Origin of the sequence: Acinetobacter sp. AKBS16 (genome assembly GCF_002899995.1) — a bacterium.
In the GTDB taxonomy this organism is placed as follows: Bacteria; Pseudomonadota; Gammaproteobacteria; order Pseudomonadales; family Moraxellaceae; genus Acinetobacter; species Acinetobacter baumannii.
Window position 1 is genome coordinate 1 of sequence record NZ_POYH01000059.1, and the last position, 19,461, is coordinate 19,461.

Consider the following 19,461-nt stretch of genomic DNA (forward strand, 5'->3'; position numbering starts at 1 on the left):
AAAACGGCGGCCTTGGAACTCAAAACATGGAATTTGCTCTAAAAAGCCAGTCACTTTTAAGCAGTCATCCAAACAGTAACGCAGTAAGCCATTACCCGAAGTAATCAGCGGGCTGACCACGTCACCTTGTTTAAGCTGCCATGAAGGAACGATTTGACCTTGTTTCTCACCCTCTAAATATTCAAACTCATAGAAGTGACTTTGGTATGCGAGCGGGTATTGATCATTATAGGGAATGGTGACTACACCTTCCGTCGCCCATAAGCCTTTACCTTCAAACTGAACATTGGGCAATTTCACTTTTAATTTTTCGGCCCAAGCTTTTGAACCTGCGGTGTCCCAACTTGAAACCAAACTTAACTTTGGCCAGAGCTTTTTAAAGTCGATCTGTTCGCCGTCTGAACTCGCAATTAAGGCTTGAGCGCTTTCAGGGCTATGCGGTGCTGTGACTTCTTTTAATGAAGCTTGGCGACCGCCCCATTTACCACTTTGTAAAACCTCAACCACGTCTTTTTGCAATGCCTCCAAACGTTCAAGTAATTGCAACGCAAACGTTGGACTCCATACCGAAATCATGGCTAAGCTACGGTTTGCGACCAAATAACAAATGGTGGCAAACAGTGCATCGTCAGCATTGGCCGCAAATGCAACGTTACTTGGAACCGCTTGGGTAAACTTAGACAAAATGCGCTTACCTATACCAAGTAGCGCACTGTCATCATTTAGGTTTTTGTCTTTTAAAACTTCACGCTGACTTTCAGGCAACCATGACACTGACCAGTAATGTGTACCCGAACTAAGCTCTGGACATTTACGGTATAAACTTGCCATCCAGGGCGCAATCGCATGGTCAAGTTCATCTAAAAACAGCTTGGTGTATGGAATAAACTTGATTTGTTCACTCGAACCACTGGTCGGCTGGAAACGAACCAGTTTACTGCTAGAGAGTGAAAGCTTTTGTTCACGGTAACGCTGAATGTCTTCTCGCCATGCGCTATAGCGAGTTGCAGGAAATGCTTTTACAAACTGCTCATAGTTTTGAACCTGTTTAACTTTGGCCAAAGTAGAGGTCTGTAAAATCGAATGCAAAATTTGACGTTGTGTGGTCTCTAGAGCATTAAACTGTTTTTGGAAATTACGGTCAGATGCATCGCACCATTTTTTTAAAATAAGATGCGAGCCGAGAGTCAACCATTGATTAGATTTCATTGGATAGCCTCTCTACGTTTTGTTTTATGGCTTAACTGCGCTTCAAATTTTCCTTTGCTTGTCGGTTTAGTCATCAGTTTTACAGGAAAACGGGCTATATCTTTCCAACCAAGTCGACCAATACATGGCAGTTCTGTACCGGCTCTCCAAGTTGGATTTTTCTGTTCAAAGAAATGAATATTTGGGTTCTTTTCTCTCATTTCGGCAGTAATCGGTGCGACTTCGCCTTTTAATGGTTGATAGTCATCACCAAAGTTGAGTAAGCCAGCTTCTTTGTCGTAGTATTCGCCAAAGAATTTTTCACAGTAATGTTCAACAACTTCCGAAAGATGTTGGTTTTCATCTTTAATGTTTGGGTAATACACATAGTAGTTATTGGCAAGTAAAAGATAAGTCTTATAGCCTTTAGAAATGAGAAGCCAATAAAGTTCGTTAAAAGGATATTTAATTCGAAGTTTGATCATGAGTTTGAGCATGGTACTTTGCAATGTACGCGTGCCCCAAAACTTTTTCAAAATGACCGTATCACCGCTAAAGAGCACGGTATAATCTTTACCGTTTAAGTAGAAATGCTGCACAACTACCGTCGAGAAACCGACAATCTCATCTGTTTCTGAGTCAAAAATTAAGATCGCACCGCTTTTATTTTTAAAATCATCTACGAAAATAGAAAATCTGGTATTTTCATAATACTGCTCGTAAATGGAATACATCACTTTTAATCGTTCAGTATCGATTTGCTCTTTTTCAAAATATTGCCCATAAGTTGCGTTTTTCAGGTTCAATTTTGAAATCAGTTTATATGTTGTATTAATCATAATACTTTAATCTCCCACATCCAGATCTGTGAGTTCCCCTATCTCGTACAGCGATATTCGAAACTCATATCAATGTTCTTTTTCTATGAAGGGATATGTTTTGATATGCCCTATTGTTTTCATTCTTTGAAAGCTACCTTTTATTTCTAAATCGCTACATATTCATTTTCTTCCCCCGATCCATAAATATGGTTAAAAAGGCGGTCACAAACATGATGATTGCGAGCATGCGTAATAAGTCATTGAAACTCGATGTCAGTGCTTGAAAGTGAATATCGCGATAGATCATGCTGAGTGCGATTTGCTGGGCATTTGCACCGACTTCCTGATATTGCGCCGTGAGCTGATCGAGCCGTTCTGTAAATATCCAGTTTTGCGGTGTCATGGACTGATTAATCTGGGTGACATGCATGGCGGTCAGCCAATCTAAGGATGAGTTAATAAGAGCCAGTCCAACAGCGCCGCCAATATTACGCATCAGGTTATAAATACCGCTGGCATCGGCAACTTTACTGAGCGGTAATGTACTCATAGCCAAATGCGAGACCACAATCAGGCAAATCATGAGGCCAATACCACGGTAAATTTGCGGCCAAAACATAAAGTCATAATCACTATGAATACTCAAATGTGAATTGAGCCAGACACCAAAGCCAGCCAGAATCATTCCAACAAATACGGTTTTTCGGGTATCAAAATTGGGAATGAGCCACGCAAGAAATGGCGCAAAGCAGAACATGACAATACCTGTCACCATCATGACGTGACCAATTTGGCTACTATTCATTTCACGGACTTGCCCAAGAAACACGGGAATCATGTAGCCCAAGCCATAGAGCGCCATACCAATCACAAACGTTGTAATGGCACTCAAGGTAAAGTTTTTATTTTTAAATACAGATAAATCGAGCAAAGGCTTAGGCTGGGTGAAACTTCTAGAGAAGAAAATCATGCCGCCCACAACGCAGATCATGAAAGCAATCCGAACGCCTGTGTCTGCAAGCCAGTCATGCCGTGCACCTTCATCAAGGAAATATTCAAGCCCACCCAAAAACATCGCCATACCAATGAGACTAAACCAGTCCATACTTTTGATGAGTGAATAGTTGGCACGGTCAATATTTGGACCTGAGTAAATGACCGTAGCAATGATAATGCCCGGAATAATATTGATCAGGAACATCCAGTGCCATGAGAAATTATTGGTGAGCCAACCACCAATGGTGGGGCCAATCGCTGGGCCTAATGTACTGATCATGCCAAACATGACCAAAGGCAATGAACGTTTTGGTTCTGGAAACAGTAAATACAACGCCGTCATGGAAGTTGGAATCATGCCGCCGCCCATAAATCCTTGTATGCCACGGAAAACCAGTAAACTTTCCAAGTTCCATGACAAAGCACAAAGTAAAGAACTGACCGTAAAGCCGATTGCACACATGGTGTAATACACCCGTGTTGAAAGCACTCGCGAGACAATACTCGACATTGGAATCGCAATAATTTCGGCAATTAAATAAACCGTTTGTACCCAAGTGACTTCATAACGACTTGCACTCATACCAGCTTGAACTTCGTTTAGAGAACTTGCCACAATCTGAATATCAAGAATAGCCATGAAGTTGCCAAAAATCATGGCAGCAAAAATTGCCCATGCAGTTTTTGCGGGAAACCTCCACTCGGCTTCAACATGCTTATTCATTTATGATTACCCAAAATTTTATTATTAAGTTCTTAGGTCAACGGTGGCGCTCACCGACATTCCAGGTTTTATCAAATCAATATGTGGGCTTGAATCTATAGCGATACGTACAGGAATACGCTGTACAACCTTGTTAAAGTTGCCTGTGGCATTGTCTGGTGGCATAAGTGAGAAAGTCGCGCCTGAAGCGGGAGAAAAACTCTCAATTTTTCCGGTAAAGTTAAGGCTCGGATAGGCATCAAGTTTTAATTTAACTTTCTGACCAATATGCATTTTTTCAATTTGAGTTTCTTTGAAGTTCGCCTGTACATACAAACTATTTTCAGGAATGATCGCCATTAAACGGGTTTGTGGAGAAACACGTGAGCCTTTTTGAATTGCCAGACTACCGATTTTACCGCTTACAGGACTAACCACTTTTGATGAAGCCAAATCGACTTGATACAGGTTTAAATTTGCATGGGCACTTTGAATATCTGCTAAAAGCTGCGCTCGACTCGCTTGTAAACTCCCCAACTGAGCTTCTGCTGCATTTACGGCGGCTTGCGCTTTGCTGAGCTGTGCCTGAGCCGTTAAATATTGAGACTGAATCCCTTCAAAATTTTGTCGGGTAATTACGCCATCTTTTAATAAATCTTGATAACGCTCGAACTCTTTTTTCAAACGCACTAGGTCTGCTTGTGCTGCCACTACACCACTATTTGCTTCAATAATTGACGACCGTGCAGACTTTTCATTTTGTTGTTGTACACCCAGTGCAGCTTCTTTTAAGCTGACTACAGAACGGGCTTGGTCATAACGAGCTTGGTAGTCACGATGGTCTAATACCGCTAAAGTTTCCCCTTTTTTTACCACCTGATTATCGTTAATTAATAACTCCATCACTTCGCCTGAAATCTTTGGCATCACCCAAGTGACATCGGCTTGTACATAAGCATTATCAGTAGATTGATAGAATCGGTATACAAAAAAATAATATAAGATGCCAGCAACTAAAAATAACAGCAGGACACTAAAAACACCCCAAGTTATTTTCTTTCGGCTTTGGAAATTAGTATCAGTTTCTAGCTGAGCTACGTTATCCATAATCATTCCGCTTATTTGTAATATTCGATTTTTTATTTAAGCCAATAAAATTATTGGTTTCTTTTTTACGTAACTTTTCACTTGGTTTTATTCAATGAATCGTGACAGCGTAAAATTTGGTGCAAATTATGGTTCTTAAGTGAATTAAATATCATTGACCTCTTTGACATATATTTCTTCTATTTATGTCAATTAATCATATTATATAAACTATATTTAAAAATTATGTAATTCGTATTTGTCTAAATTTTCGATATAAATTTATTTTAAAGAATTAAATATAAATAATTGTTTTACAAATAAATTACCACTTAGTAGACATAGTTTTTTTAAATTTACTAAATAGCCTTTTATTGCAATATTATTAAATATAAGTTTAATTATGTAATATTTAAGTATTATTAATTAAAATAATATGTAATTTCAAAATTGGTTAACAATCTAAATTGTTATAGTTATATGAATAAGATATATAAGTTATAAACATTATATTTCTTTAAATTAACAACAGTAAAACTGACAGAATGTTTAATCTTATAAGTAATGATTATTTAATAAATAAGCTATTGCAATAAGTAAAATAGCTTATTATTTTTAGATAAAACAATCTTACAAATAAGTTTAAACCTACTATTAAAAGGCGAACAAACCTTCAAAAATAGTGATTTAGGAGGTTTTGTTTATTGATTTAAATCCTTAAAAATTTCTTCTAAAGTTATTCCTATCGCAAGCAATTCACTATCTTGATGAGCTAAGCCATCTATTTCAAATCCAACTGGTAGTTTTGATTTCGCGCCTATCCCAATATTTCAATATTGAAGCAACTAAATACATCTACTTACTTTATTTACAATACCATCACTATAACGAAAAATAGTGCTCGCCCTTTATATAGAATGGGGCTGGTAAACTGACTGACAGTGATGAAAAGGATAAATACTAATGGTAGATATCGTCGATAGCGCAACGCGTAGCCATATGATGTCAAATATTAAAGGACGGAATACAAAACCAGAATTGCTCATCCGTAGCTTTCTTCATGCACAGGGTTTCCGCTTCCGTATCCACCGCAAGGACCTGCCAGGTAAACCTGATATTGTATTGCCAAAATATAAGGCTATCATTTTTATACATGGCTGTTTCTGGCATGGGCATCAGAACTGCCGGTTGTTCAAGTTACCGGGTAGCCGTACCGAATTCTGGGAAGCAAAAATTTCCAAGAATCAGGACAATGACCTGAAAACCAAGGAACTTCTTTTAAATAGCGGCTGGAGAATATGCACTATCTGGGAGTGTGCGGTACGTCGTTCTAAAAAAGACCCCGTAGCACTTATGAATATTCTGACAAAATGGTTATCTGGTTCTGAACAATTGCTTGAGATAGATGAACCAATGATTAACAAAAAAAGGGAGATAACCCTCCCTTCTTCCTGTGAAATCGGACTTTCTTCTACAGATAGCAACTAACTAGAATAATTTCAGCTGCTTCTCTGCAACAATCTTTTCAGCCTTATCAAGACAGCTAACCATTTGTCCTGCTACAGCTTCAATAACCTTGACGCATACAGAGTTGCCGAACTGTTTATAGATCTGGCCATGGGAAACAGCATCAACTATATAGTTCTCAGGAAATCCCTGTAAACGTGCACACTCGCGTGGAGTCAGTTTACGCGGATTCTTACCATGCTCAGCCTGCGAAATAAGGATCTCCGAGCCGTCCTTGTAATACCGGGCACTTAAGGTATTGGTATATGGACTATCACCGGTATAAAGCGTATAGCCAAATCCGTTACCCTTTATCCCATGTTCTTCTTTACGGCGCTGGTGTCCTTGCCAGAGGCGATCCGAAATCGTGTAGACATCTTCACTCTTTTTGAGTTTTGAGACATCTTCAAGAATATCACCAAGTCGGGTCTGCTTTTTAGGAGGAACAGGCCAGCTGAAGAGCTGATCAAAGTTACACTCTTCACCAAAGTAATTCTTGTCAAAACCCACAAGGAAAATACGCTCACGGTTCTGTGGTACACCAAAATCTGCTGCACGAAGAACCTTCACATCAACCCAGTAATTCAGTTTTTCCGAAAGCGCCTTTTGGGTTTCATCAGAAAGCTCAACTTCAAGATCAAGTTCCTGGTCAAACTCGCCACGCAAAATCTCGAGAATTGTTTTGAGTGTACGTCCCTTGTCATGACCCTGTAGCTGCTTTACGTTTTCAAGCAAGAATGCTTTCGGGCGCTTCTCTACAAGAATACGCTGGATCTCAAAGAACATGGTACCGCGTGTATCCTGAAAGCCCTGACGCTTACCTGCCTGTGAAAACGCCTGACACGGGAAACCACCCAGAAGAATATCATGATCAGGAATATCAGCTGCCCTAATCTGTGTGATGTCACCTGAAGGTAGTTCACCAAAATTCGCAGCATAGGTCTTCTGCGCAAACTTGTCCCACTCGGAACTGAATACGCACTTCCCTTTTAATTGCTGGAAAGGTAAACGAATTCCGCCAATACCGGCGAAAAGGTCAATAAACGTGAATTTATGCTTCTGGTCAGGACGTTCCCTGTATGGAGCTTTATCCGGCAAGGCAATGATCTGTTCCCATTTTGCTTTTGTAGGAACATGCTCGCCATTTTCCCAGCCCCTGACTGTTCTTTCACCATTCTCTTTCATATCAAGTAGCAAAGCGAACTCTTTAAGGGATAACCCCATGTTATTTCTTTTTTGTCTGATATAAGATGAATCAAGATCAATGTACTTCACAATAACTTATCCGCTTTTTGACCCGGTTAAATATAACATATGTCAAAAGTAAGTTCCATACAACAGGGGCAACTATGACAAGTTTTGAACTTGCAGACCTTAATAAATTAGCTAATGATTGCAGGACTGAATACAGTAAGCTTCCGAGCCATATTGATATTAAACTCGAAAAAGAATTAAAACTTCTTCTACAGCAGCAATTAACCGAAATCCTAGTTGGTAAAGGCAAAGGTCAAGTAGATATATCATTATATTCTATTAAATTTACAAACAAAGATGGCCTAGTTTCAATTTTTCCATCTCGGTGGTTATGGGCTGCATCCGTTTTTTATAAATACAGTCAAGAACTTGCAAAATACTTGCAACTTGTTAGACAAACCAAGAGCAAGAATAAGTCCATAGAACTAAACCAATACCCAAAGGATTTAGAACCAGCATCGAAAACTTCATCGGATTTATTATTAGAGACCGAAGCTCAAACTATTTTAACAAGTTTTGATTCTGTTAATAGTGCAACAAATTTTACACTATTCAAAAAGTATATTTATGATAAAAAATATTCGTACTTTGAAAATGAAGGTAGAAAGCTAGATCGTCCAGATGCCTACAGTAGTTCAGTTTTAGCAGCATGCCAATTTATTGCTGCAAGCTCTGATAAATTTATCCCATTAGTAAAAGCATTTGAATTAAGCGAAGATCTCCGAAAAGAATTCGATCATTATGTGCAGCAAATTAAAAACTCAAAGACAATATTCTCTTACTCAGCAACACCACATAGCAGTGCTGGTAAAAATATAATTTATTACGGTGCTCCAGGAACAGGAAAAAGTCATGAGATTGACCAGCAGACGGATGAGAATAATTCTATCCGTACCGTTTTTCATCCTGAGACCCAGTATAGTGACTTTATAGGTTGTCTCAGACCGTCTATTTGTAATGATAGTATCGAGTATAGCTTCAAACATGGACCGTTTATTGAAGCACTTGTAAAAGCCTTAAATGATCCTTCCCATCATTACTACTTAATTATTGAGGAAATTAACCGCGCACCAGCAGCCGCAGTTTTTGGAGAGCTATTCCAGTTGCTAGACAGAGATCCAAATGGACAAAGTAAATATAAGATCGATATTAATGACAAAGATTTATTAGCCTTATTAACCAAAGAACTATCGGTTCCACTACAGGCAAATAAACTCTATATTCCAGAAAATCTTAGTATCTACGCTACCATGAACAGTAGTGATCAGGCTGTTATGCCCTTGGATACGGCATTTAAGCGTCGCTGGAAGTTTGAATATAAACCACTTGATTTCTCAGAAGCTCCTACGGGTAATTTTAATATCATTTTTAGTAAAGATACCAGCAAATCCATTTCATGGAAAAATTTTGCTACAGCTGTAAACACTATACTTTCTCAAGAAGGGATTCCAGAAGATCGACATCTTGGTCCATGGTTTGTAAATGTAAATGAAATTAAAGAACCCAAAAATGCTCAGAAAACCCTGACTGGTAAAATTTTGATGTATCTGTGGGATGATGTTTTACGTCATACTGAAAGATCCAAGCTTTTTTATTCTGATATCAAAACTTTCGGCTCACTGATAAAAAAACTTGAGAATAATGAAGTTATCTTTTCTGAAGCTTTTCTAAAAAAATTAGAAGAAGAATTAGAAAGTAACCCTCAAAATACTAAAGATGAAAGTTTGAAACCAGACGGAGTTGAGGAAGATACTGCGGGTGAAAACTAGTATTAAAATTAATCATTATTTTCTTGATAGAACCCCTGTAAATGAACTGCCCACGCCAGTTGCAGAATTTATTCAAGGACAGGGTCTGTTGAGCTCAATTAATGGCTTGGGAGTTTCATTCTGTGGTCTTGTCTCCTATCAGGGAGAGAATTATTTCTTTTTCCCACGGCAGTCAGATGTAGAAAAGATTAAACGTGATCCTGACCAATATACAGCTCTTCTGATGCAGGCGCTTTTTAAATTTGCCCAAGATTCAAAAACACAGGTCACCAGTCCTGAAGATGGAGCTGACGAAACCGGTTTTGAAAAACTCGAGATGTTCAAATACCTGATAAACGATTTCCAGCAACATGGTATTTTCAAGAACGAAGAAGTTCTTTTACGGAAGAATTCCGGAAAAACAGACTGGAAAAAAACCATTAACCGGTCGGTTTCCTTCCCCGATAGTTCTGGCCGTCCTGTTTATCTGGATGTGTACGGGAAACAGAGAACTTCTACCAATTCAGAAATTACACGTATTCATGCCGGAATCCTTAAACAGGTATATAAAAACTACGGGTTTATTTTTACAGGCAAGATCAAGGTCCCATATTCATTAAAACAGTATGGTGAAACTTCCCTTTCTACTGATGCCCAGATCTCGGTTTTAAAGAATGAAATCAGGAATCACTTTGCCGATCGCCAGACCCTTCTTCTAAAAACACTTATCGAGTATCTTGAAGCCTATAAAGGTAACGAGCAGAAGAACCAGGTCATTGGCGTTACCCGCTTTCATGTCGCTTGGGAACACATGCTTTCTAAATGCCTTGATAATGTCAATGATATTAATAGCCGGTTACCTAAACCGGTATTTATAAAGCCGGATGGAACAGCGATACCGGCGAAAAAATCAGGTATGCGAACCGATATCGTGATTGAAGATAAAGCAGCTAAAAAACTGACTATTCTGGATGCCAAATATTATGAAGCAACTACTGTAGAGAATGCTCCAGGCTGGGCAGATCTCGTTAAACAGTTCTTCTATGAAAAAGCAATTTCAATAATGCCGGAATTTACAGGCTATAAATTTGAAAATGCCCTGATCTTTCCAGGGCAAAAAAATGCATTTGATAAGATTCATATGCAAGATCAGAAAAGTGGTCATTATCTAGATACAGTCTTCCCTATCATCAAGTGTATTTATCTTGATCCAATTGATGTACTGGAAAGCTATAAAAACTCAGGAAAGCTAAAACACTTATTTTTTTCATAAACAGTCATATAAATGGCAAGTTTTTTATGACGCCATGAAACAATAAATATTGGTAATTAAGGAGAGTTCTCATTTTAATAAAAAATACATATCCAAAAAAAGCACCTACAATAAAACATAAATAAGGAATGTAATATATTAAATTCTCCTTATTTAATAGTATTTCTTTATGAAAAATTATGCTCATAACATTTGGTGTAAACCAGAAAACACCTCCAATTAACAGGAAAAATAAAGCATTTAAATTTCTTTTTTTCATTACTTCTGGAGTGATTTTTCCAATAACCATATCGACATGATAATTTTCATCATAGGTAATAAGAACACTTTTTTTATCCTGATTTGATATAAATTTATAATGATACATTCCTAATTTTGCAGCTTGATAATTTTCATTAAATTTAAGAATTGATGTATAATCGAATTTATTACTTCTCGTTGCTTCCTGCACAATCAAGTCTTTAGTCTTATTCTCAATCTTATTCTTTTTTAAGGGATCCTCTTCAAGGCTATAAAGCTCTTTATATACATTTATATCCTGTCGAGTCTTCAGAAAGAAAGGAGCAATTATTTTAATTATTTCGATCAGAAGTTTACTTTCAGAAAAAAGTGACATAGGAACTCTCTTAAAAATATAAATTATATTATAAGTATCCTATATCTACTCTTCTCTGAAACTAACAATTTAATAACCATTAGATTATATAGTTCTAAAATATTAAAAAACAATCTCTACGGCAAATAGATTTAGAAAACCCACACTTAATGGGTTAAATAATAAAGGCTAGTTTTTTATTAAGTTTGACTCTTTTAGCTTATTCCATGCAGTCTTGATATGCATTGATTGCATTCTTTGTTTTCGCTCATTCCAATTATGCACATGAACTACTGCTTCTTCCCATGAGGAGACATTTTCATATTTTATAACCCAATGCACTGTGGAAAGTAACTCTAATCCATATAATGATTCATATCCAGCGATAAGATCTTTAACTCTTTCAATATAGTTAACTAAATTAGGAGAATGATGTTTCACATATATCCTAGCTTCTTCTAAAGCTTCGGGGATGGGTTTAATTTCTGATGCAACAACTCCATCACCAACACCCTTAATAAAATGCCCATCAATTCTTTCAAGTACATGCCTTAGTTTATCTGCGTATGGACCATATTCATATTTGATAAAGTCTAAATTAAGGTTGAATCCTGTTTCTTGTAAGAAATAGACTAATTTTTGAGTTTCTATACGTGATAGTCCATAACCAACCTCACGATATCCATCCAAAAGTAACAACAAAGCTGCTCGACCATCAGTCATTTTAGGACGTTTGGTATTGGTATTTTCAGAAATCACATCAGCATTAGGTTGATTAATAGGTGGATAAATACGTGCATCGACATTCGGTATTTGCTTAAAAGATTGCTGAATCAAAGGAAATACCTCTTTCCAGTCCAATCCACCATTCCCACATCCCAGAGGAGGTATTGCAATCGATTCGATATTACATTCTTTTATAACTTTTACTAGGTCATTTAATCCTAATTGAATATCTTCCAATTTAGATGGTGAACGCCAGTGCATTTTTGTAGGAAAATTAATAATATATTTAGGAGTTGCAAGGCTGCCTAGATCATAAGTAAACATCTTACCTAAAGTAACTTCACCTTTTTTACATGCATTGGAATAAGCTTTAAAGTTACTTGGCCATTTTTTTTTAAATTGTAAAGCTATGCCTTTCCCCATAACACCAACACAATTTACTGTATTTACAATAGCATCGACATCGGGTGCAGATAAAAGGTCACCCTCGTGAATGGAAATTGTCATAAATTGTCTCCTAGAAATACCAAGAAGATTTAATGCTTACTGGTATGTCTAAATCATACGCTTTTAATAGCGTCTTGACAATTTCGAGGCTTGACTCATCATATACACCAATTAATTCAATATGTTCGAGGGGTAATGATGTATGAATTAAAAACTCAGCCTGTCGAATTTCACCTCTATCAGGATATTCCGAATTCGTCATAAAATATTTACAATATCCATCAAGTTGTGGCGATGAAGTAAAATAATCCCAATGGATTGTTTCATTTAGTTTTTCATAATCTTTCTCAAAAAGAGCAAAATCTAACGAAGCATTTCGATCAGTAAATAAATATACTTTCTCAAGCTGGACCATTCTCTCTACAGTCGTTTGTAAATATATAATGTTTTCTTGTCTATACTCACATCCTTCAACATTTCCTTGATTAATTGCATAAAGCATAGGTGATCTAGGAGCGAAATAAAAAGGAACATAATCATGTAGAGTTCCATGAGGCGGTAAAGGAACTATTTTTTGACAACGCCTATCTTGGATTGAAGCATGAGCAATGTTTCCGTAACTAATACCATTTTTCCGACATTGATTTTTACAGATTAAAGCTTTCTGATTAAGAATAGATTCTAAATTATCAATTGCCGTCATATGAAATAGTCGAGTAGGAATAGGTCTTGTCATGTTAAAATTCATATTAAATTAATCAAGTAACTTTTTACTGCATTACTTTGCAAAAAATCAATATAAATAAAAATTAATTTTTAAGTTAATTCCTAAAAAGCTTTAAATAGTATATTTCATTTCTAACATAATTAGAGATATCATCATGAGATGTAGAACTGATTAATTATTAAACTCTAAAATCCAAATTATATTTCTGGCTATTTTAAGATTAATATATTTCTTCTAAATATCAACTTATCTAGCAACCTTTTAAATAGGATTTAATTCAAACCCAGATACCATCTAATTTTTATTAAGTCACTATATTTATTCTCTCCAAAATCCTACCTTTCATATACCCAATAAAACCATACCGACAATACAACACCGCCAAACCACACTTCACATCGTTACGTGCATCTGACTGTAAACGATCCTCTCTGACCATCTCAGGCCATGACTACCCACCGAAGTAACAAACAATAATCGCGTCCATCCATTCATCCATAACTTCGCCCTGCCCCATTAAATCCAAAACTAAGGGCTGTACAGCACGGGCTTCATTGTCATCAATCTGGTACTGGGTTTTAGATTTGGTTTTACAAAATGGATCTCCTTCGCTCACAAAGTAATTGGCAGTTATCTCTCATTGTTTCTTCTTACCTAACCATTTTAAACGGCATTGCTTTTCAGCCTGTACCATCGCTGACGCAATTAGCTTGCGAACTCAGGATGTTGAGAAAGCTTTTAAGCAAAGGTATAAATCTGTTTGTCACTCAATTGATACAGTGCACTCGGCGAGCATCGAATCAGCGACCCTGAATTTCGGAAATCTATCTGTTATCTGTTCACGTGTTTAATATTTATCACATACGTTACAACCAGTCTGCAAAGTGGTAATGCATGAGTTCATCACAAAGATTCTTTGCAGCATTGTAAAACCCACTCATTGAGTGGGCTTTTTTATTGCTAACCGTTTTGCCTGAGGTGGTCTTGGAACTCTTGGTCGTGTATTTTGTCGTAATTAACAGGGTCATAAACACATCCAGTTAAAACAACAATTACAGAAAGTACAGCAACCAATTTTTTCATTGAGACAGCCTTCTTTTAACGCAAAATATTCGCTTTAAGTATACTCCTCGGTAGCCATTTTGACTGGACATAATTAAGGCAACTAATTGTTATTTTTAAATTATTGCTGTTCTTTAGCCTATCATTTGATTGTTTAACAAGTTCAAATCAAGGGTTAATACAAAACTTTAAGCCTCAGTCGCTAAATACCAGTTTTTCCAAGAACTGGTTCCTCTCGTTTCAAGAGGCACCGTTGGGATCAGTTTCTCTTTTAATATTTCGGTTTGTTTAACCGCTTTGGCTAGTCTTGCTTTGACTGAATGAATACATTCACGATCACCAAATTCACAGCGGTCTAAAGTTGTTCCACCGAGGACCGTTGGCCAAGCCCTTTGGACATGTTTCAGGGCAAATATATAAAGTGTCACCTAAACGGCACTGACCGCAGCTTTCACAGCCGACTAGGCTATGTTTACTCAATACTTCTGTTTTGAGTAATGCTTTAGCAACCACAGAATTTTCCCAAAAAGGCGCTTTAAAAATAAACCGCCCGACGCCTTTGGCAATTTTAGATCCGAACAGGGCCTCATGCATCACATGCAGTTGGCGATATTTAATGATTTGTTTAGATGTTGGCTGACGTGAAAAACGAGCAATCTCAGGGGTAAACTCTTCGCCTGTCTTGACTTGCCAAAGTGAACTCCAAAGCTCTTCTAAGGCTTTAAGCTCCAAATGTCTATATTGCTCGATGTAACTTTCAAGCAGCACTTGCTCTTCTGGCTTATGACAAGCAGATAAATGAATACCCGCAAATCCTAAGTGTTTACATATTAAAATTTGTAAAGCGCAGCGCAAATAAACACGGTCTGTATGCCCTGCCTGTTTTTCCTCTGCCAAGACTTTTAGCATGTGTGGAGTAATCACAATACCCGCAACTTTATGCTTTACCATAAAGTTGGCACGGCCTAAAGTCAGTGGCATGACGCAAGCTAGTATTTGCTGCGAATAATCATGCTTGGTTAAAAATGATTTGGCTTGTTTTAAGGCTTCAATGTCATAGCCCAATTGGGTAATGATAAAGTCAGCACCTGCTTTAATTTTCTTATGTAGTTTTAAATACTGTGCATCACGCTCAGCTTCGACATATTTAAACGGATTAAAAGCAACGCCAATACGGAAACCACCATGTTGCTTAGCTGCCATTACGGCGTTTACCGACTCTAGGTAACGACTACGAGGCTGTCCGTCTCGACCATTATGATGTTCTTTGAGTTTATCGCCTGTAAGCAATAACAAGTTTTGAATATTGGCAGACTTGGCTTGTTCTAAAAAGAGCTCGAAGTCTTGTATGTCTCGGGCCTTACCTGAAAAGTGTAAGACTTTATCAATTATGTCAGGATAACTTTTACTGGCTTCAAGCGGCGCAATATCATGATCTGAATGTACACGATCTGCCAATGTCATTGCAGCCGGATACCCTGCAAAATCATGTCTTACAGGATAAATTTCATGTAGTGAAGTGAGGTACTCCACCAACACAAAAAACTGGTTTTGCTGGAAGCAGGGAGAAACTTGTGACATAGGCAAAGTGCTGATCAAAACATGACATCAATCATAAGCGCGGCATTATAAATCAAAAGTGCATCAAGATGCGCTAGTCAGAAAGCTCATTGTTTTGCTTGTCTTCACTCTCTTTATTTCTAGGTAATTCGAGTGAACGAGGAAATATAAAATCAAAAGAATCGAGTGCATAGCGGTAAAGCTGAGCTGGTCGTTTGCCTACAATTTTACTGTGGTTGGTTTCTTCAACTGCGCCTGCTTCTATCATACGGCGTCTAAACGCTTTTTTATCTAAGGATTGCCCAAGAATAATTTCATAAATAGTCTGTAGCTCGGTCAATGTAAATAACTCGGGCATGAGACTAGCTGGCAAAGCGGTATAGCGAGTTTTATTGGTTAAACGCTCTAAAGCTAAGCTGAGCAATTCATTATGATCAAACGCCAATGCTAAATCTTGTGCTTTTGCTACAGGCACCCATTCACTGTATTCAGCCAAAGCTTGGTGTTGATAGGCATTAAAATCGATTAATGCAAAATACAAAATGGTTACTGCCCAGCCACGCGGGTCACGTTTGGCATTACCCACAGAGGCAACTTGTTCCAAGTAAGGTGAACTAATTCCTGTTTTTTCGACCAGCTTACGATAAGCTGTGGCCATCAAATCTTGATCGTGCTTTAAATCGGCAAAACCACCCGGTAAAGCCCATTGGCCTTTAGCTGGAAAGTTGGGTCGCTTAATGAGTAATACCTGCAACTGACCATTAAATACCGAGAAAATAGCCATATCGACAGTGAGTAAAGGTGCGTCATAATCTCGGCGATCATAACTGGCAAGGAATTCTTGTTCAGTTTGAATAGTCACGTTCAGTCTCTCAGTGAAAATGATGAGCCGATACTCATGCAACGGCTCATCTAAACTCAGTTATGCGATGGATAAACGCTCACGTATTTGATCCAAAGTACACTCATACTGAAGTTTACCATTTTCAAAGACTGTTTTAAGTGCTCCGCCTTGTTCTTGTTCGGCTGTTTGCTCATCAAACAAAGTAAAGCCATTTTCACTTTCTTCAATGCGTAATAGACCTTTCGCAGATTTTTTAACGCCTGAGTCAGTAATCGGGTCTTTGAACAACTCACGGCCTACCCCATTTACTTGCCCCCAAGTCGCTTTCACAGCAAACCCAAAGGTGTCGCGAGTTAAGTAGTTATAGGTAAAGCTGCCTATACCAAACACCAAATTGTTTGAAGCAAAACCTTTGGCTTCTAACCCTTCTAAAATGCGCTGCGCACGGTCTAGTGTAATCGAGTCACCATAAATTAAACCGACACGTTCATTAAGCACTTTATAGCCTTGGTCCGTGGTTGTACCACCAAACACTTCCCATAAACATTCAACTGCGCCTTTATATGCTGGGCTGCCGACTTCGGCGTCTGGGTCACCACAAAAATTTTAACTGGGTCACCAGAGTCTGGACGGAAAACCAATTTAGCCAAACCTAAAGCATTGGGTTGTCTTGCCAGAATTTCAGGTTTTAACGCTACTGTAAACTCGGTAATCACTCGCCAAAAGTCCCAAGTATCAGACACAATACTGACAACACCCGACGGATAAAGCTCACAGATTAAACGCTTAAATGTTTCTAGCTCACTGTCTTCTGTACCCATACACATCACACTGTGTTCGGTCGCTGGTACAGATACCCCAATCACACCTGTGGCATTGTAATATTCTTCTGCGTAGTCAATAGAAGCAACCGAGTCTGTTCCAATAAAACTGGTTAAGTGGCCTACTCCTGATTGTGCAGCATCATAAATTCCACTCATACCACGGCTACTAAAATCATGTCCTTGCACAGGTACAAAATCGAGTGGTGCGCCAGTTTTTACGGCATATTGAGTTAATAAACGTTTGTACTCATAAGCAATAGTGGCCGTAGTACAGCTTTTCCAAAGCTCAGCACTTAACACGGTTTCGATATAATTCGTTAACCAAAAGAAACGCGGGTCGGTATTAATAACGGTGAGCACGGGTACACGCATATTGACGCGGCTGCCTTCTGGCAAAGCTTTAATCCGTAAAGGTAAATAACCCAAATCGTGTAAAGCTTCAATATGATCGACTGGTACAGCACCTTCACCTAATGAGCTATCCATACGGCGTTTATATGCAGCCACGACTTTGTCTTTAGGTTGCTTAAAAAAGCCTTCATTCCATGTATCGATTAAAAAGTGTTTGATAAAACCCTGAAGACCAAAGAACACAACTTTATCGTCAAAGTCAGGCAACATTTTAGCGAGTCGAGATGAACGCGGTGTAAAGTTTGCGTACACGTACTCTGTGCCTGCTGGATACTGACGTCTGTGATCCGCTTTATAAAAATCGATAGCGTTTAATGGATTAAGTTTAATCGTCATCTTTGTTCTCTTTATTTTGCTGCAAAAGCAATTACTGAAATTTTGTCTGATGGTTGTTGTGGAAAGCTGTCTGAGGTAAACAGTTGATCTAACAGTCCATCAAAAACCTCTATTCCTTTACTGAAAATACCGTGGGTCACATATAGAACGACCTTATGGCAATTGAGGCGACGCAGTTCTTTGGCAATACCAATAAAGGTTGCACCGCCGTCGCAAATGTCATCGGTAATGACCGCTGTGAGGCCTGATAAATCAGTCGCATGTACATGTGTACCTAAAATTTTGCCAGTTACTGGATCACGTTTTTTATCGCACTGAACAATAGTGATTGGTTGTTTGCGCTCAGAATTAAAAGCCTCTGCGACCATTTGTGTACGCGCTTTTGCGCCTTTGTCTGGGCAAACCAGTACTGTTTTTTCATCTTTTAACAATGTGCTTAGCGCTTCACTCTTTGCGATGATGTCGACTGAACTGATGTTTACAACTTCACTAAAAGAAGTATTGGCAGCAAGTAAGGCTGTTGTTACTTCACTATGGCAGTCCCAAACAGTGATCTTGCCTTGTTTGCCCGCTTTTTTGTCAGCATTGATGTTGAGTAACTTGGTCATCACATCAAGCGAGAACGCTTGGCCTACTGCACAAATACGGTCCTGACGTGCATATGGAAAATACGGAACTTCTAGGTCAATGGTTAAACCCTGATTCAGCAATATATTTTCAAGTAGCAAATAGTCCATCACATCGTGACTTGAGGTCATTTGCGCGCGGACCAATACGTTGCCAGATAATGAACCTAACGTTGTTTCATCAATTTGAACATGACGCTCGCCACCAGAAAACTGCGTAAATTTCACTGGAATTTCGTTTCTTGCCGCATCTAAAAGCTGGATAGCCATATCATCCTCTTTTTGTCTGATGACCTTCGATGAATATATAGTGGCACAAAGCCACTATATATTTCAAGTCTAATTTTTAAACTTTTTTCAAAGCCATTTGAGGCATAAAATTTGCAGTTTTAGAGCATTTAGAAATTCGATATTTAAGAGAGATTATTCTTCAATTAATTGAAATAAAAAGTTAATTTAAAAAAAGCATGACGAGTAGAACTATTATTAAAAGTAGTGGATATAACTTTGCCCGCCATAAATCAGGTAGTTTTGAAATAAATTTTTCTGAAAAATATAGTCCAATCCATGTTCCAGCAACCAAGAATAAAGCAGCTTCAAACCAGATTAGTCCGATAAATCCGTTGGGTGTCCATGTAGGTTGCCAAAGTGACAATACGCAATAGGTCAGCGTTGCAGTTAAAGACAAAGGCAGCGTGAGAATGTTTGCAATAGCCGCAGCCTCTGCC

Annotated in this window: 14 protein-coding genes and 5 pseudogenes; 3 read left to right on the plus strand and 16 right to left on the minus strand. The window is 38.1% G+C overall.

What is annotated here, in order from left to right:
• The 4 genes from C1642_RS10075 to C1642_RS10090 all read right to left on the minus strand — a co-directional run.
• Nucleotides 1–1,209 (minus strand): GH3 family domain-containing protein (locus C1642_RS10075; protein ID WP_103236277.1); only part of this gene is annotated, 1,209 nt, incomplete at its 3' end.
• Entirely contained in the window at nucleotides 1,206–1,994 is a 789-nt protein-coding gene (locus C1642_RS10080; RefSeq protein WP_075874782.1) for a hypothetical protein, read from the minus strand. The genes C1642_RS10075 and C1642_RS10080, both read right to left, overlap by 4 nt.
• Nucleotides 1,995–2,181: 187 nt before the next feature.
• Nucleotides 2,182–3,729, minus strand: coding sequence for a DHA2 family efflux MFS transporter permease subunit (locus tag C1642_RS10085; RefSeq protein ID WP_103236278.1), 1,548 nt, complete (start codon nucleotides 3,727–3,729; stop codon nucleotides 2,182–2,184).
• Between the two features lie 24 nt (nucleotides 3,730–3,753).
• The gene (locus C1642_RS10090; RefSeq protein WP_000370777.1) at nucleotides 3,754–4,815 is read right to left on the minus strand and encodes an HlyD family secretion protein; all 1,062 of its coding nucleotides are present in this window, start codon (nucleotides 4,813–4,815) and stop codon (nucleotides 3,754–3,756) included.
• A gap of 942 nt (nucleotides 4,816–5,757) precedes the next feature.
• Here C1642_RS10090 and C1642_RS10095 point away from each other — a divergent pair.
• Nucleotides 5,758–6,282, plus strand: coding sequence for a very short patch repair endonuclease (locus tag C1642_RS10095; RefSeq protein ID WP_103236279.1), 525 nt, complete (start codon nucleotides 5,758–5,760; stop codon nucleotides 6,280–6,282).
• Here C1642_RS10095 and dcm read toward each other — a convergent pair whose 3' ends face one another.
• Nucleotides 6,283–7,524 carry a DNA cytosine methyltransferase gene (dcm, locus tag C1642_RS10100; RefSeq protein WP_052210406.1) on the minus strand — a complete coding sequence of 414 codons (1,242 nt, stop codon included), beginning with the start codon at nucleotides 7,522–7,524 and terminating at the stop codon, nucleotides 6,283–6,285. It lies immediately after the preceding gene.
• Nucleotides 7,525–7,649: 125 nt separating this feature from the next.
• Between dcm and C1642_RS10105 the strand changes: the two genes are divergently transcribed.
• Nucleotides 7,650–9,323 carry an McrB family protein gene (locus C1642_RS10105; RefSeq protein WP_038348170.1) on the plus strand — a complete coding sequence of 558 codons (1,674 nt, stop codon included), beginning with the start codon at nucleotides 7,650–7,652 and terminating at the stop codon, nucleotides 9,321–9,323.
• Nucleotides 9,313–10,575, plus strand: a complete 1,263-nt coding sequence (locus C1642_RS10110; RefSeq protein WP_038348169.1) for an LlaJI family restriction endonuclease — start codon at nucleotides 9,313–9,315, stop codon at nucleotides 10,573–10,575. The genes C1642_RS10105 and C1642_RS10110 overlap by 11 nt, the downstream gene beginning before the upstream one ends.
• A gap of 4 nt (nucleotides 10,576–10,579) precedes the next feature.
• On the opposite strand, the gene C1642_RS10115 is transcribed toward C1642_RS10110, so the two are convergent.
• The 11 genes and pseudogenes from C1642_RS10115 to C1642_RS10160 form a co-directional block, all read right to left on the minus strand.
• Entirely contained in the window at nucleotides 10,580–11,191 is a 612-nt protein-coding gene (locus C1642_RS10115) for a hypothetical protein (protein WP_038348167.1), read from the minus strand.
• 168 nt (nucleotides 11,192–11,359) lie between these two features.
• A complete protein-coding gene (locus C1642_RS10120; RefSeq protein ID WP_038348165.1) occupies nucleotides 11,360–12,403 on the minus strand; it encodes a macro domain-containing protein in 1,044 nt (347 codons plus the stop codon).
• Nucleotides 12,404–12,413: 10 nt separating this feature from the next.
• Nucleotides 12,414–13,079: a DUF4433 domain-containing protein gene (locus C1642_RS10125; protein ID WP_038348164.1), complete on the minus strand. Its 666-nt coding sequence runs from the start codon at nucleotides 13,077–13,079 to the stop codon at nucleotides 12,414–12,416.
• Between the two features lie 295 nt (nucleotides 13,080–13,374).
• Nucleotides 13,375–13,776, minus strand: a pseudogene (locus C1642_RS20130) (hypothetical protein); the annotation flags it as partial.
• Nucleotides 13,777–13,811: 35 nt separating this feature from the next.
• Nucleotides 13,812–13,999 (minus strand): annotated as a pseudogene (locus C1642_RS19155) (helix-turn-helix domain-containing protein); the annotation flags it as partial.
• A 31-nt stretch (nucleotides 14,000–14,030) separates the two neighbouring features.
• Nucleotides 14,031–14,153, minus strand: a complete 123-nt coding sequence (locus tag C1642_RS20110; RefSeq protein ID WP_000737384.1) for a hypothetical protein — start codon at nucleotides 14,151–14,153, stop codon at nucleotides 14,031–14,033.
• Nucleotides 14,154–14,320: 167 nt separating this feature from the next.
• Nucleotides 14,321–15,713: pseudogene (locus tag C1642_RS10140) on the minus strand (methylenetetrahydrofolate reductase C-terminal domain-containing protein).
• Nucleotides 15,714–15,786: 73 nt separating this feature from the next.
• Entirely contained in the window at nucleotides 15,787–16,554 is a 768-nt protein-coding gene (locus tag C1642_RS10145; RefSeq protein ID WP_057051827.1) for an NUDIX hydrolase, read from the minus strand.
• Nucleotides 16,555–16,614: 60 nt separating this feature from the next.
• Nucleotides 16,615–18,107: pseudogene (locus C1642_RS10150) on the minus strand (nicotinate phosphoribosyltransferase).
• 11 nt (nucleotides 18,108–18,118) lie between these two features.
• The gene (locus tag C1642_RS10155) at nucleotides 18,119–19,003 is read right to left on the minus strand and encodes a phosphoribosyltransferase family protein (RefSeq protein WP_103236280.1); all 885 of its coding nucleotides are present in this window, start codon (nucleotides 19,001–19,003) and stop codon (nucleotides 18,119–18,121) included.
• Between the two features lie 181 nt (nucleotides 19,004–19,184).
• Nucleotides 19,185–19,461, minus strand: a pseudogene (locus C1642_RS10160) (sulfite exporter TauE/SafE family protein); the annotation flags it as partial.